Annotated in this window: 12 protein-coding genes; 4 read left to right on the top strand and 8 right to left on the bottom strand. The window is 74.3% G+C overall.

What is annotated here, in order from left to right; genetic code table 11:
• Window positions 1–2 precede the first annotated feature (2 nt).
• The 7 genes from ABZ457_RS00390 to ABZ457_RS00360 all read right to left on the bottom strand — a co-directional run bounded on the left by ABZ457_RS00390 (window position 3) and on the right by ABZ457_RS00360 (window position 7,876).
• Window positions 3–413: a hypothetical protein gene (locus ABZ457_RS00390; protein ID WP_359152239.1), complete on the bottom strand. Its 411-nt coding sequence runs from the start codon at window positions 411–413 to the stop codon at window positions 3–5.
• Between the two features lie 218 nt (window positions 414–631).
• Window positions 632–3,901 carry an AAA family ATPase gene (locus ABZ457_RS00385; protein ID WP_359152237.1) on the bottom strand — a complete coding sequence of 1,090 codons (3,270 nt, stop codon included), beginning with the start codon at window positions 3,899–3,901 and terminating at the stop codon, window positions 632–634.
• 253 nt (window positions 3,902–4,154) lie between these two features.
• Entirely contained in the window at window positions 4,155–4,601 is a 447-nt protein-coding gene (locus tag ABZ457_RS00380; RefSeq protein ID WP_359152235.1) for a universal stress protein, read from the bottom strand.
• A 280-nt stretch (window positions 4,602–4,881) separates the two neighbouring features.
• Window positions 4,882–5,526, bottom strand: coding sequence for an FMN reductase (locus tag ABZ457_RS00375; protein WP_359152233.1), 645 nt, complete (start codon window positions 5,524–5,526; stop codon window positions 4,882–4,884).
• Window positions 5,527–5,531: 5 nt separating this feature from the next.
• Window positions 5,532–6,725, bottom strand: coding sequence for an LLM class flavin-dependent oxidoreductase (locus ABZ457_RS00370; protein ID WP_359152231.1), 1,194 nt, complete (start codon window positions 6,723–6,725; stop codon window positions 5,532–5,534).
• 160 nt (window positions 6,726–6,885) lie between these two features.
• The gene (locus ABZ457_RS00365) at window positions 6,886–7,674 is read right to left on the bottom strand and encodes a hypothetical protein (protein ID WP_359152229.1); all 789 of its coding nucleotides are present in this window, start codon (window positions 7,672–7,674) and stop codon (window positions 6,886–6,888) included.
• A gap of 46 nt (window positions 7,675–7,720) precedes the next feature.
• Window positions 7,721–7,876, bottom strand: a complete 156-nt coding sequence (locus ABZ457_RS00360; protein WP_199789989.1) for a hypothetical protein — start codon at window positions 7,874–7,876, stop codon at window positions 7,721–7,723.
• A 759-nt stretch (window positions 7,877–8,635) separates the two neighbouring features.
• On the opposite strand from ABZ457_RS00360, the gene ABZ457_RS00355 reads away from it, so the two are divergent.
• The 3 genes from ABZ457_RS00355 to ABZ457_RS00345 are packed head-to-tail and all read left to right on the top strand — an operon-like array spanning window position 8,636 to window position 11,529.
• On the top strand, window positions 8,636–10,684 hold the full coding sequence (locus tag ABZ457_RS00355) for an NADPH-dependent 2,4-dienoyl-CoA reductase (protein ID WP_359152226.1): 2,049 nt from the start codon (window positions 8,636–8,638) through the stop codon (window positions 10,682–10,684).
• Window positions 10,685–10,728: 44 nt separating this feature from the next.
• A complete protein-coding gene (locus tag ABZ457_RS00350) occupies window positions 10,729–11,331 on the top strand; it encodes a PadR family transcriptional regulator (RefSeq protein ID WP_359152224.1) in 603 nt (200 codons plus the stop codon).
• Window positions 11,332–11,343: 12 nt separating this feature from the next.
• Complete coding sequence (locus ABZ457_RS00345; RefSeq protein WP_359152222.1) at window positions 11,344–11,529, top strand: hypothetical protein; 186 nt, start codon at window positions 11,344–11,346, stop codon at window positions 11,527–11,529.
• A gap of 57 nt (window positions 11,530–11,586) precedes the next feature.
• Here ABZ457_RS00345 and ABZ457_RS00340 read toward each other — a convergent pair whose 3' ends face one another.
• Window positions 11,587–12,162 carry a PadR family transcriptional regulator gene (locus ABZ457_RS00340; RefSeq protein WP_359152219.1) on the bottom strand — a complete coding sequence of 192 codons (576 nt, stop codon included), beginning with the start codon at window positions 12,160–12,162 and terminating at the stop codon, window positions 11,587–11,589.
• Between the two features lie 115 nt (window positions 12,163–12,277).
• On the opposite strand from ABZ457_RS00340, the gene ABZ457_RS00335 reads away from it, so the two are divergent.
• On the top strand, window positions 12,278–12,673 hold the full coding sequence (locus ABZ457_RS00335) for a nuclear transport factor 2 family protein (RefSeq protein WP_359152217.1): 396 nt from the start codon (window positions 12,278–12,280) through the stop codon (window positions 12,671–12,673).
• Window positions 12,674–12,931 lie beyond the last annotated feature (258 nt).

Here is a 12,931-nt window from a genome sequence, read left to right as displayed (position 1 = left end):
CGTCAGGTCACCGCGCCCCGGTAGGCGGAGCAGGTCTTGACCTTCGACGCGGAGCGGTCGACGACACAGGCCCGATAGGTGATCGGCACGTCCTCTGTCCAGTTGATGGAGACGCCGTGGCCCGTGCCGGAGCCCTTCGAGTTGTAGAGGTGCCGGTCAGGACAGGTGCGCCCCATCGGGCCGCACGGCAGGTTGACCCGCCACAGGGCCGCGCCGCTCGCGCTGTCGGCACACCAGTCACCGATCCAGAACTTGTCGCCGTTGGCCTGGAACCAGGCCGAGGCGCATCCGTTGGGTGTCTCGACGTACGGGCCGTCGAGACTGGCGGAAGCAGTCGCCATGCCCATGATCGACATGGCCGTCGCGGCGGCACCGACCACAGCGGAGCGCCATATCCGGCCTCTGAGTCGCATGTGTATCCCCTTTCCTCCCGCCGGGAGCGGCACCGCTGCGGGACAGGGGGGCACGCCGACCGGAGGGATCAGCCCCCGTGTGGGGCAACAGATGGCCAGCGTGGGCGCAGGGACTGGAAGGAACGTCGCAGTCGGCTCGACCGCCGGACGGGGACCGGTGGGACGGACGACGGGCCCCCCGCCGGGCGCGCCGGTGGTGGTCCGTACCGCCGCCGAGGTCAGAGCCGCCAGTCGACGGGCTGGGGCGGGCGGTAGGCGCAGGAGGAGCCGGTGCCGACGGACTCCCGGAGGTGGGCGGCGAGTTCGGGGTGGAGGGAGTCCAGGCGGCGCAGGGTGTCGCGGATGCGGGCGGTGACGGTCTTCCGGGCCCGTTCCGCCTCGTCGCCGAGGCGGCGGGTCCGGCCGCCGAGCCCGGCGGCCTTGCGCAACTCCTCCAGCAGCGCCTTCCGTTCGGCTTCGTACGCGGTGACACGGGCCGTGTCGCCGAGGGCCGCGGCCCGGTCGATCTCCTCGTCCAGCCGGTCGAGGTGCTGCCGGTAGCGGTGCTTGGCCTCCTCGTCGAGGATCGCGTCACCGCCGAGACCGCGGGCGGCGACGACCTCGGCCCCGCCCTCCGGGGCGAGAAGGGACACGGCCGAGAGGTCGCTCCCGGTGTGCCGCAGCAGGGTGTGCAGGTCCCGCAGCCCCTTGGCGTCCGGTACGTGCACACTCCGCCCGGCGAAGGTGAGCGCCCACACCGCCCCGTCCCGCCGGAACTCGGGCCGCTCCGGCTCCGCCGCCGGGCGAGGTGCCGCCGGGCGAGGCGCCGTCGGGTCCGCCGCCACGGGCGCCGGAGCCGGCCCGTGGCCGACAGCGGCAGGAGTGAGGGTGCCCGGCCCGGCCTCCGGGCCGGTATCCGGCTCCGCCGCGGGCAGCAGCGGGGTCAGTCCCAGCTCCCGGGCCTCCTCCGCCACCCGGCCTCGCAGCCGCCGTGCCGCGGCCGGCCCCTCCGCCTCCGCCAGGACCCCGGCGAGGGCGGCCCGCGCCCGGACCGCCCAGGGCCTGGCCTGGAGCCGGTCGGCGGACTCGGCGGCCGCCGTCAGCGCGGCGACCGCGTCCCCGGTGCGGTGCTCGGCGGCGTCCAGCAGGCCCCGCCACAGGTCGACCGGCCCGCCGATGTCGCAGCCGTAGAGGGAGACCACCCACTGGCCGCCGTACGGTTCCAGCTCGGCCCGGGAGCGGGCGATCGCCCGGGTGTCACCCGTGGCCGCCGCCGTCTGCGCCCGCACCCGCATCATCAGCGGCGCGAACGCCCGGGGCATCGGCTCCGGCAGGGCGTCCAGCTCCTCCACCAGCCGCCGCGCGAGCTCCGCCTCCCCCCGCTCCACGGCCGTCAGGGCCTCCAGCAGACGCGGATAGGGGTGCCCGGTCTCGTCGACCCCGGCGAGCACCGCCTGCGCCTCGTCGAGCCGGCCCATGAGCAGCTTCATGGCCCAGTCCATGTGCAGGGCCATGAACAGGAAGGCCGCGTGCTGGTGCTGCTCCTCCATGGCGTTGTCCAGCAGCTCCCTCGCCTCGTCGAACCGGCCGGTCAGCCCGGCGACCAGGGACCGGTCCACCGACACGGCCATCTCGAACCGGCGCACCCCCGCCCGCTCGGCCAGGGCCACGAAGCGGTGCACCTGCGCGTGGAAGCCCGGGTCCCCCAGCTCCAGCAGCGAGACCCAGCGCATCGAGGTGGCGTGCAGTTCCATCTCGGGATTCCCCGTGCGGCGGGCGACATCGGCCATCTCGTCCGTCAGGTCGAGCCGTTCCGCGGCGGTGCCCAGCCCCCAGATCGCGTCGTGCCGGGCCCACAGGGAGAAGGACAGCGCGTCGTCGTCCCCCTCGTCGCGGGCGAGGGCCGTGCAGCGCACTGCGAGATCCTGGGCGATCTGCTCGTTCGACAGCCCGGCGAGCTCCTCCTGGTCGCGGTCGACGAGCCGCCGGTAGGAGTCGCGGAGCAGTCGCTGGGTGCGCCGGCGCTCCTGCTCCCCGTGCATCTCGGCCTGGCTGTGCAGGGTGATCGCCACCCGGGCCAGCAGCTCGGGGGCGTCCAGCTCCTCCGCGAGGTCCGCCGCGCGTCCGAAGCACTCCCACGCCTCGGTCTCCTCGCCCGCGTGGCGCAGCTCGCCGCCCAGGTCGAGCAGGACCAGCGCGCTCCGGCGGGCGTCCCCCTCGGCCGCCTCGGCGGCGCGGCGGAAGTGCCCGATGGCCTCCTCCGCGGCGAGCCGGCCCGAGGCGTCCCGCGCGGCGGCGACCAGCAGATCGACCCGGGTGTCCCGGTCCACCTCGCCACCGGCCAGATAGGCGTGCCGCGCCAGGTCCGCCGGGAGGGCGGGCACCCCGGAGCCGGGCGGCCCGGGCCGGTCGCGGAGCGCCCGGACGGCGGCCGCGTGCCGGGACCGGGCCTCCGCCTCGCCCAGCGCCTCGTACAGGGTCTCCCGGACCAGGTCGTGGGCGAAGGCGAACCGCCCGCCCGTGCGCGGGGCGACCAGCCGGGCGGCGACGGCCCGCTCCAGCAGCCGGTCCACATGGGGGACGGGCGCCGAGGAGGCGGCCGCGAGCACCTGCCGGTGGAACTCGCGCCCCAGCACCGCGGCCGTGACCAGCAGCTCGCCGACCGGCTCCGGGAGCAGGGCGAGCCGCCGTCTCACCGCCTCCCGGACCCCCGGGGCGATCGCGGTGACCGGGTGTCCGCTGTGCCAGATGCGGGCGGTCTGCTCGACGAAGAACGGATTCCCCCCGGTGCGCCGGTGCACCTCGTCGACGAGCGCGGGCTCGGCCTCGCTCCCGGCGATGACGGCGATCAGCGCGCCGACCTCGTCCCGCTCCAGGCCGGTCAGGGTGACGGTGGCGCCCGCGCGGGCGGCGAGGGGCAGGATCAGGGGCTGGAGCGGGTGGTCGGGGGCCTCCACCTCCACATCCCGGTAGGTGCCGATCAGCAGCAGCCGTTCGAACCAGGCGTGCTGCGCCGCGAACTCCAGCAGCCGCAGGGACGCCGGATCGGCCCAGTGCAGGTCGTCCAGGACGACCACGACCGGCCGGTGCTGGGAGACGGTGACCAGGGCCGTCGTCACCGCGTCGAACAGGGGGAAGCTCTCTCCGCCCGGCTCGGGCCCGGCCGGCTCCGCTTCGCCCTGGGCCTCCCCGAGCAGCACGGCCAGCAGCCCGCCGGCCGCCTTCTCGGCCTCCTCCCAGACCTCGGGCCCGGCCCCCCGGCGCAGCCCCCGGACCACCTGCACCCAGGGCCAGTAGCCCGGGGCGCTGTCCGAGTCCCAGCAGGAGCCGCCGAGGACGAGCGCACCGCGCCGACGTGCCTCGTCGGCCGCCTCGGTGACCAGGGTCGTCTTGCCGATGCCGGCCTCGCCGGTGACCAGCACCAGGCCCCCGTGGCTGTCCGTCGCCCGGCCGATCTCGGTCCGGAGGACGCCCGCGGGGTGGTCGCGCCCGATGAGTCCAGAGGTCATGCGCCACACGATAGGCCGATGCGCGGACATCCCACCGGCCCTGTGGAGAACCCCGCGTTCCGCTCTCCAGGGGCCTGGGGAAATCCCTGATTCCGCCTGCGGGCAGCGATTGTTCCGCCTGCGGGCCGGGATTCCGCCCACCGGGCGGTGCGGGTGCGGCCCGGTACGGAGGAGTCGCCACAGAGGGTGCCCGGTGCGGGAGGGCCGGTGGGGGCCGGTGGGTGCCGGGCGGCAGGAGCCGGGCTCCGGCGCCCTAAGCCGCCGCCGTCGTCCCCCGCACCACCACCACCGGACACGGCGCGTGCTGCGAAAGGTGCAGCCCGACCGAGCCCAGCAGCGCGGCCTTGAACCCGCTGTAGCCCCGGTCCCCGACGACCACCAGGGACGCCCCCTGGGCCCGGTCCATGAGTGCCTGCGCGGGGTTGCCGACCAGGACCGTGCGCTCCACGGAGGCCGCGGCCTCCGCGCCGAGGGTCTGCTCCAGGGTGTCGTCGAGGATCTTGGCGGCCATCGCCTCCGGGTCGAAGTCCGGCGGCAGTGCCGGGACCATCGACGCCCAGCCGGCCGCCGGGTACTCCCAGCTGATGACGGCCTCCAGCGTCTCCCCGCTCAGGCCGGCCTGCCGCACCGCCCACCGGAGCGCCTCGACGGACGGTTCGGACCCGTCCACGCCCACGACGATCCGTCCGTTCCCTGCCATGTCGCCACCTCCGCGGCCGCCGAGCTGCTGTGCGACGCGTCGTCGCGCCGTTGCCGCGTCGCGCCGTCGCATCGTGCCTGGTGGGGGTGCGCGCTCTCGCGGCACCCCCACGCAAGCCTATGCAAAACTACGCAAACAGGTCGGCAGGGCCAGGGCCTTTCTTTTGGATCAGGCCGGGCTCGCGTGCCCTGGCACCGCGCCTCGCCGCGTTGTCGTCACTCGCCATGGCTCCGCCATTGTCTCCATCCTCCGCCTTGCGATCCACGGCACCAGACCCCGCTCACCGTCCGACCCGATCCAAAAGAAAGGCCCTGGGTCGCTCCGCACGTCCCGCCGCATGGGCGGGCATCAGCGCGGCCAGTTCGCGGCCCGCCCGGGCGATGCGGTCCGGCAGCCTCTCGGTGAGCGCGTCGCCCGTCCCGCCCCAGTCCTCCGAGGCCGCGTACACGGCCGTCGGCACGACCAGGGCCCGCAGATACGCGAAGAGCGGACGCAGCGCGTGCTCCAGGACGAGGGAGTGCCGCGCGGTGCCGCCGGTCGCGGCGACGAGCACCGGGGTGCCGGTCAGCGCCTCGGGCTCGACCAGGTCGAAGAAGGACTTGAACAGCCCGCTGTAGGAGGCGGTGAACACCGGGGTGACGGCGATCAGACCGTCCGCCTCGGTCACCGCCTCGATCGCCTCCTCCAGCGCCGGCGCGGGGAAGCCGGTCACGAAGTTGTTGGCGATCCCCACGGCGAGGTCGCGCAGTTCGACGACGCGGACGTCCACGGCCCGGTCCTCCGCCGCCAGTTCGCGGCGGACGGACTCGGTGATCCGGTCGGCGAGCAGCCGGGTGGACGAGGGGACGCCGAGCCCGGCGGACACGACGACGAGCTTCAGGGCGCCGGCGGCGCCGGTTCCGTTCGTCTGCTGAGCGGTGGTCATGGCCGTCATGCCTCCTTCGGGGCGTCGGCGGACAGGGAAACGGAACCGGCAGCGGAAGCCGGTGCGGAGGCCGCGGCGGCCACAGCGGCCGAGTCCCCGGCCCCGCCCGCCCCGGTCGCCTCGCCCGCGCCCGCTCCGAGCACCGCCGGGTGAAGCGGCGCGGACTCCGGCACACCCGCCGGCCGCAGGCTCGCGAACTCCTTGCGCAGCACCGGCACGACCTCCTCGCCGAGGAGGTCGAGCTGCTCCAGCACGGTCTTCAGCGGGAGTCCCGCGTGATCCATCAGGAACAGCTGGCGCTGGTAGTCGCCGACCGCGTCACGGAAGCCCAGCGTCCGCTCGATGACCTGCTGCGGGGAGCCCACGGTCAGCGGCGTCTGCTCGGTGAAGTCCTCCAGCGAGGGGCCGTGCCCGTACACCGGCGCGTTGTCGAAGTAGGGGCGGAACTCGCGCACCGCGTCCTGCGAGTTCTTCCGCATGAACACCTGACCGCCGAGGCCGACGATCGCCTGCTCCGGGGTGCCGTGCCCGTAGAAGGCGTACCGCTTCCGGTAGAGGTCGACCATCTTCCGGGTGTGGGACATGGGCCAGAAGATGTTGTTGTGGAAGAAGCCGTCGCCGTAGTACGCGGCCTGCTCGGCGATCTCCGGGGAGCGGATCGAGCCGTGCCAGACGAACGGCGGGACCCCGTCCAGTGGCCGGGGCGTGGACGTGAAGCCCTGGAGCGGGCTGCGGAAGGTGCCCTCCCAGTCGACCACGTCCTCCCTCCACAGCCTGTGGAGGAGCGCGTAGTTCTCGATGGCGAGCGGGATGCCCTGGCGGATGTCCTGGCCGAACCACGGGTAGACCGGGCCGGTGTTGCCGCGACCCGTCATCAGGTCGACGCGACCGTCCGCGAGGTGCTGGAGGTACGCGTAGTCCTCGGCGATCTTCACCGGGTCGTTGGTGGTGATCAGGGTGGTCGAGGTGGAGAGGATCAGCCGGTCGGTGCGCGCCGCCAGGTAGCCGAGCAGGGTGGTCGGCGAGGAGGGGACGAAGGGCGGGTTGTGGTGCTCGCCGGTCGCGAAGACGTCGAGCCCGACCTCCTCCGCCTTCCGCGCGATGGCGAGGGTGGCCTTGATCCGCTCGTGCTCGCTCGGCGTGCGGCCCGTGGTCGGGTCGGTCGTGACGTCGCCGACGGTGAAGATGCCGAACTGCATGACGGTCACCTCTCCCTGGGGTCCATGGTCCGTGGTCCACGTCCACGACCCCATATTGGTTGAATCTTGAACTATGCCATTCAACCACGACCCCCCTCCCGCTATTCCGACGGCCCCGGGCGAGCGCCGCGGGGCCGTCGAAAGCGGGGAAATCCGCAGGTCACTCCAGCCCGGACGCCCCCGGGAAGAGCTGGCGGAAGGCGTCGGCGGACTCGGTGCCCGAGCGGCCGAAGGGCGCGTCGAAGTCCCAGACCAGGAACAGCAGGAACGCGATCAGCGCACTGAACAGCCCGGCGAGCAGCAGCTCCCGGAACGACCGCCCGATCTGCATGGTGAAGATCAGCCCCACGGTGATGACCGCCCCGCTGATCAGCCCGAACCACACGATCCCGGGGAGAGTCGCTCCCGCCCCCTCGGCCCGTGCGTTGCGCGCGTCCTCGGCCAGGGCCACCTTGTCCAGCATCGGCTGGTACGCCTGCGCCTCCAGCTCGTTCGACGGGGCGCGCTCCGCCACGACCGTGCGCACCGAGGCCAGCAGCTCGGTCCCGCGCGGCGACAGCTCCTCCCGCTCGATCATCCGGGGCCACTCGTCCACCACGACCTCGGTGACATAGGCGTCGATGTCCGTACGCAGCCGCTCCCGGAAGTCCGCCGGGTAGACCTGGGCGCGCTGGGTGACCTCGTGCAGGGCCTGCGCCTCGGCGCGCACCGCGTCCTGGGCCGCGCCGCGCGCCTCCCAGACGCCCGCGATGGCCAGGCCGAGGACGATCGCGTAGACCACCCCGACCATCATCACCATGTACTCGAGGACGTCCGGTGTCTGCGGGGGCTCGGCCGCCGGGGCCGCCGCCTCCGCCGTCGCGCGCCTGCGCTGGCTGAGGACGGTGACGACGAGGACGACGGCGCAGGCGGCCGCCATCACGGTGCCCAGGACGAGCCATTCGGACATGGGTGAACTCCGTGGGGGTGCGGAACGGTTGGGGCGGGGGTGTGGATCAGGCGCGTCCGCGCCGGGCGGCGGACTGCGAGCGCGGTCGCAGCAGGGCCGCCGCCAGCACGGCCGGTGTGGTGGTCACGAGCATCAGCACGGTGAGCGGGGTCCCGGGCCTCTCGGGCGCGCCGGCGGCGGGTCGGTAGGTCCGGATGGTCACCGCCTCCACCTGCTGGGGCGGGCCCGGCGCGGGGGCGGGCGGCACCGCACGGGGCGGGGCCGGGGCGGGAGCCTCGGGCTCGGGTTCCGGCTCCGGAACCGGCGGGGGCGCCTGGACCGGCGCGGGTTCGGGGGGCTCCGGGGCCGGCGGCTCGGGCGCAGGCGTGGGCGTCGGTGCGGGCGGAGGCGTGGGCGGAGGGCTGGGAGTGGGTGTCGGCGGCTCGGGTGACGGCGTCGGCGTGGGCGCAGGACTGGGCGTGGGAGTCGGTGTCGGCTCCGGTGGTTCCGGGCAGGGCGGCGGCGGGGGGCAGTGGCCGACGGACACGGAGGCATGCGCCCCCGACGGCAGCTCGACGTCCACGCACACCCCGGGATGCGATCCGCCCGTCACCGAGACCGTCCCGCGGCCGACGCCGGGCACCGAGCCGCCCGTGACCGAGACGGTGCCCCGGCCGACGTTGACCGCGGCCCCCTCCGCACCCCCGTCGTCGGACGCCGATGTCCCGATGCCCGCCCCCTGTGCGCCGAGAACCACCGCGATCCCCAGCGCGCTCACCTGCTGCCATCCCGCCACGAGCGCCACGGTAGAGGTCGGGAATGGGGTCGAATGACCAATATCACCCGTACGGATGACCGGTGTGTTCGTCGCGCACATTCCGGCCGTTCCTCGGCTACGGTGACGGACATCATTTTGCACCTTGTTGCAAAATCCCTCGGGGGCGCATAGAACTGGGCTCGACACCCGAGCGAGGAGGCTCCGATGAGTACGCGCACCGCACCGCCGACCCCGACCCCGTACCCCCACCTGCTGCGCCCGCTCGACCTCGGATTCACCACCCTCCCCAACCGGGTGCTCATGGGGTCGATGCACGTCGGTCTGGAGGAGGCCGAGCGCGGCTTCGAGCGGATGGCCGCCTTCTACGCGGAGCGCGCCCGCGGCGGCGTCGGCCTCATCGTCACGGGCGGTATCGCCCCCAACGACCGGGGCCGCCCCTACGAGGGCGGGGCCACCCTCACCACCGAAGCGGAGGCGGACCGGCACCGCGTGGTCACGGACGCGGTGCACGCCGAGGGCGGCCGGATCGCCATGCAGATCCTGCACTTCGGGCGGTACGCGTACCACCAGGACCTGGTCGCCCCCAGCGCGATCCAGGCCCCCATCAGCCCCTTCGTCCCGCACGCGCTCACCGGCGACGAGATCGAGGAGACCATCGGGGACTTCGTCCGCGCCGCCGTCCTCGCGAAGTCGGCGGGCTACGACGGCGTCGAGATCATGGGCTCCGAGGGATACTTCGTCAACGAGTTCATCGCGGCGTGCACCAACCACCGCACCGACCGCTGGGGCGGCTCCTACGAGAACCGCATACGGCTGCCGCTGGAGATCGTCCGGCGCACCCGTGAGGCGGTCGGCGAGGACTTCATCCTGATCTACCGGCTCTCCATGCTGGACCTGGTCCCCGGCGGCTCCTCTCTGGAGGAGGTGGTCACCCTCGCCAAGGCGGTCGAGGCGGCCGGGGCGACCATCATCAACACCGGCATCGGCTGGCACGAGGCCCGCATCCCCACCATCGCCACCTCCGTGCCGCGCGGCGCGTACACCTGGGTGACCAAGAAGCTGATGGGCGCGGTCTCCGTGCCGCTCGTCACCAGCAACCGCATCAACACCCCCGAGGTCGCCGAGCAGCTGCTCGCCGAGGGGCGGGCGGACATGGTGTCCATGGCGCGGCCGTTCCTCGCCGACCCCGCGTTCGTCGCCAAGGCGGCGGCCGGGCGGCCGGAGGCGATCAACACCTGCATCGGCTGCAACCAGGCCTGCCTGGACCACACCTTCAGCCTGAAGATCACCTCCTGCCTGGTCAATCCGCGCGCCTGCCACGAGACCGAGCTGGTCCTCGCCCCCACCCGGCTCGCCAAGCGCGTCGCCGTCGTGGGCGCCGGCCCTGCCGGGCTCGCCTGCGCGGTCTCCGCCGCCGAACGCGGCCACACCGTCACCCTGTTCGACGCGGCCGGGGAGATCGGCGGCCAGCTCAACATCGCCAAGCGCGTTCCGGGCAAGCAGGAGTTCGACGAGACCCTGCGCTACTTCCGCCACCGGCTCGACGAGGAGGGCGTCGACGTCCGGCTCGGCGTCCGCGTCACCGCCGCCGACCTGCCGGCCGAGGAGTACGACGAGGTCGTGGTCGCGACCGGTGTCACCCCCCGGGTCCCCGGGATCGAGGGCATCGGGCACCCCAGCGTCGTCAGCTATCTGGACGTGCTGCGCGACGGCGCCCCGGTGGGCGAGCGGGTCGCCGTGGTCGGCGCGGGCGGGATCGGCTTCGACGTCGCCGAGTACCTGACCGACGGCGGGGAGGACGCGAGCCGGGACCCGGAGACCTGGTTCCGGCAGTGGGGCGTCGACACCTCCTACGCCGCCCCGGGCGGCCTCACCGCCCCCGAGCGCCCGGCCCCGCCGCGGACCGTGCACCTCCTTCAGCGCAAGACGAGCAAGGTCGGCGCGGGCCTCGGCAAGACCACGGGCTGGATCCACCGCACCGAGCTGAAGCACCGCGGGGTCACCATGACGGCGGGCGTGAGCTACGACCGGATCGACGACGAGGGCCTGCACATCACGGTGGACGGCACGCCGTCCGTGCTGGCGGTCGACACCGTCGTGCTCTGCACGGGCCAGGAGCCGCAGCGCGCCCTCCACGAGGAACTGCGCGCCGCCGGCCGCTCGGTGCACCTCATCGGCGGCGCGGACGTGGCCGCCGAGCTGGACGCCAAGCGCGCCATCGACCAGGGCACCCGCCTCGCGGCCGAGCTGTGACCCGGCGCACGCCCCGGCCCCGCCGCCGTCCCTAGGATGCGGCCATGTCCCTGCCCCATGCCATCCTCACGGCCCTGCTGGAGAAGCCCTCGTCCGGACTGGAGCTGACCCGGCGGTTCGACCGGTCGATCGGCTACTTCTGGCCCTCCACCCACCAGCAGATCTACCGGGAGCTGGGAAAACTGGAGCAGGCCGGCCACATCCGCGTGCTGCCGTCCGCCCAGCCGACCCGCGGGCAGAAGAAGGAGTACGAGGTGCTGCCCGCGGGCCGGGAGGAGCTGGCCGCCTGGGTGGACCGCAGCGAGGACCCGCGGGCGGTGCGCGAGCCGCTGCTGCTGCGGCTGCGCGCCGCCGCGGTCGTCGGCGGGACGGATCTGACGGACGAGCTGGTACGCCATCTGGAGCTGCACCGGGCCCAGTTGGCGGACTACGAGGAGATCGAACGCCGTGACTTCCCGCCCGAGCGCCGGATCAGCCGGGAGGACCGGCTGCGCCATGTGGTGCTGCGCGGCGGCATCGAGCTGGAGACCTTCTGGACGACCTGGCTGACGCGGACGCTGGCCGAGCTGGCGGACGGACCCGCCCTGGGCGGGCCGGCGGACGGACCCGGCGGGACGGCTCCGGATGCGGCCCCTGACGGGCCGTGAGATCGTCGCCGCGTGACCGACTCACTGATCGCCGCCTGCTGCGCGGCCGCGCTCGTTCTGATGGCCCGGTCCGTCGTCGGCCTCCGCAGGGCCGGGGGCGGCGGCGACCCCTCGGCGGAGGCCCGCTCGGTGACGCTGGCCCTGTACGGGGCGGTGCTCGCGCTGGTGACCCTGGGCCTCTTCATCGGCCTCGCCTGACGGCCCGCCGGTGCGGCGGGTGCGACGGGTCCGCCCGTGTGGCGGGTGCGCCCCGGGTCAGCGCCGTTCCGCGCCGGCCGCTGCCGCCCGCTCGTCCAGGACCGCCAGCACCCGCGCGCACCAGCGCAGGTTCTCCTCCTCGAAGGCCCGGCCCCGCATGAGGGTCAGATAGGGGCCGACCCGCTCGGCCTCGCGCAGGTACCGCTCCTCGTCCCGGCCGTCCAGCAGCCGCTCGCGCAGCCGCTCGTACCGGGCCAGCTTCTGACGTGATGCCTCGGCGCGCGCCGCCACCAGGGCCCGGGCGGCGGCCGGGTCGCCCGCGTCCACCGCCTGGATCTTCACCAGGAGGTCGTCCCGGACGGCGGTGGGCCGGGGCGGCTCGGCCGTGAACGCGGCGAGTTCCGCGAGGCCGGCCTCGGTGAGCGTGAACATCCGCTTGTCGGGCCGTCGTTCCTGCACCACCACCCGGGCGCTGATCAGCTCCTCGCCGGCGAGGCGTTCCAGCTCCCGGTAGAGCTGCTGCGGGGTCGCGGACCAGAAGTTCGCCACGGCGGCGTCGAAGAGCTTGGCCAGGTCGTAGCCGGATGCCTCGCCCTCCAGGAGGGCCGCCAGGACCGCGTGCTTCAAGGACATCTGGACACGCTAGCACCGGGGTGATTATTCTCCCCCGCACCTATTCAATTTGTTGAATAGGTGCGTCGGGCCGGGGGAGCCGGGCCGGCGCCGGGGCAGAGCGAGGGAGTGGACCGTGCAAGCATTCCGCAGGGCCGTGGAGGCCGGGGACCATGACGCGGTCGCCGCGCTGCTGGCCGACGACGTGGTCTTCACCAGCCCGGTCGCCTTCCGCCCGTACCCGGGCAAGGCGATCACCGCGGCGATCCTGCGCGGGGTCTCACGGGTCTTCGAGGACTTCCGCTACGTCCGGCAGATCGGCGACCCGGACGGCCGCGACCACGCGCTGGTGTTCACCGCGCGGGTGGGCGAACTCACCATCGAGGGCTGCGACTTCCTCCACCTGGACGAGGAGGGCCTGATCGACGACTTCACCGTGATGGTCCGCCCGCTCTCGGCGGCGCAGGCCCTCTCCGAGGCGATGGGGGCGCAGTTCGAGCGGATTCGCGCGGAGGCGTCGGGCACGGCCTGACCGGGCCGGTCCACCCCGACCCGGCCCCGCGGGGCGCGGGCCTGCCTGGGCCGGGCCCACCCCGCTGCTTGGCCGGCCCCCGGGGCGCGCGGGCCCGCCCGGGGGCGCCGCCCCGGGCGTGGGCCCGGGGTGGGCCCGGGCCTCGGCCCACCCCCGGGGCGCCGCCCCGACCCGGCCTCGCCCGGGGCACCCGGCCCTGACCGGCCCGGGGCGTGGAGGGGCTCCGGGCGCCCGGCGTGGACCGGCCCGCTGCCCGGC

It is taken from the genome of Streptomyces sp. NPDC005805, from assembly GCF_040630445.1.
Classification (GTDB): domain Bacteria; phylum Actinomycetota; class Actinomycetes; order Streptomycetales; family Streptomycetaceae; genus Streptomyces.
The sequence above is the reverse complement of the archived record's forward strand: the minus strand, read 5'-3'. Positions and strand labels throughout refer to the sequence as shown.

Excerpts from the sequence above, each read along its gene's own strand:
- ABZ457_RS00380 (WP_359152235.1), bottom strand. The coding sequence starts at position 4,601 with ATGGCAGGGAACGGACGGATCGTCGTGGGCGTGGACGGGTCCGAACCG.
- ABZ457_RS00370 (WP_359152231.1), bottom strand. The coding sequence starts at position 6,725 with ATGCAGTTCGGCATCTTCACCGTCGGCGACGTCACGACCGACCCGACC.
- ABZ457_RS00375 (WP_359152233.1), bottom strand. The coding sequence starts at position 5,526 with ATGACCACCGCTCAGCAGACGAACGGAACCGGCGCCGCCGGCGCCCTG.
- ABZ457_RS00385 (WP_359152237.1), bottom strand. The coding sequence starts at position 3,901 with ATGACCTCTGGACTCATCGGGCGCGACCACCCCGCGGGCGTCCTCCGG.
- ABZ457_RS00340 (WP_359152219.1), bottom strand. The coding sequence starts at position 12,162 with ATGTCCTTGAAGCACGCGGTCCTGGCGGCCCTCCTGGAGGGCGAGGCA.
- ABZ457_RS00350 (WP_359152224.1), top strand. The coding sequence starts at position 10,729 with ATGTCCCTGCCCCATGCCATCCTCACGGCCCTGCTGGAGAAGCCCTCG.
- ABZ457_RS00365 (WP_359152229.1), bottom strand. The coding sequence starts at position 7,674 with ATGTCCGAATGGCTCGTCCTGGGCACCGTGATGGCGGCCGCCTGCGCC.
- ABZ457_RS00390 (WP_359152239.1), bottom strand. The coding sequence starts at position 413 with ATGCGACTCAGAGGCCGGATATGGCGCTCCGCTGTGGTCGGTGCCGCC.
- ABZ457_RS00355 (WP_359152226.1), top strand. The coding sequence starts at position 8,636 with ATGAGTACGCGCACCGCACCGCCGACCCCGACCCCGTACCCCCACCTG.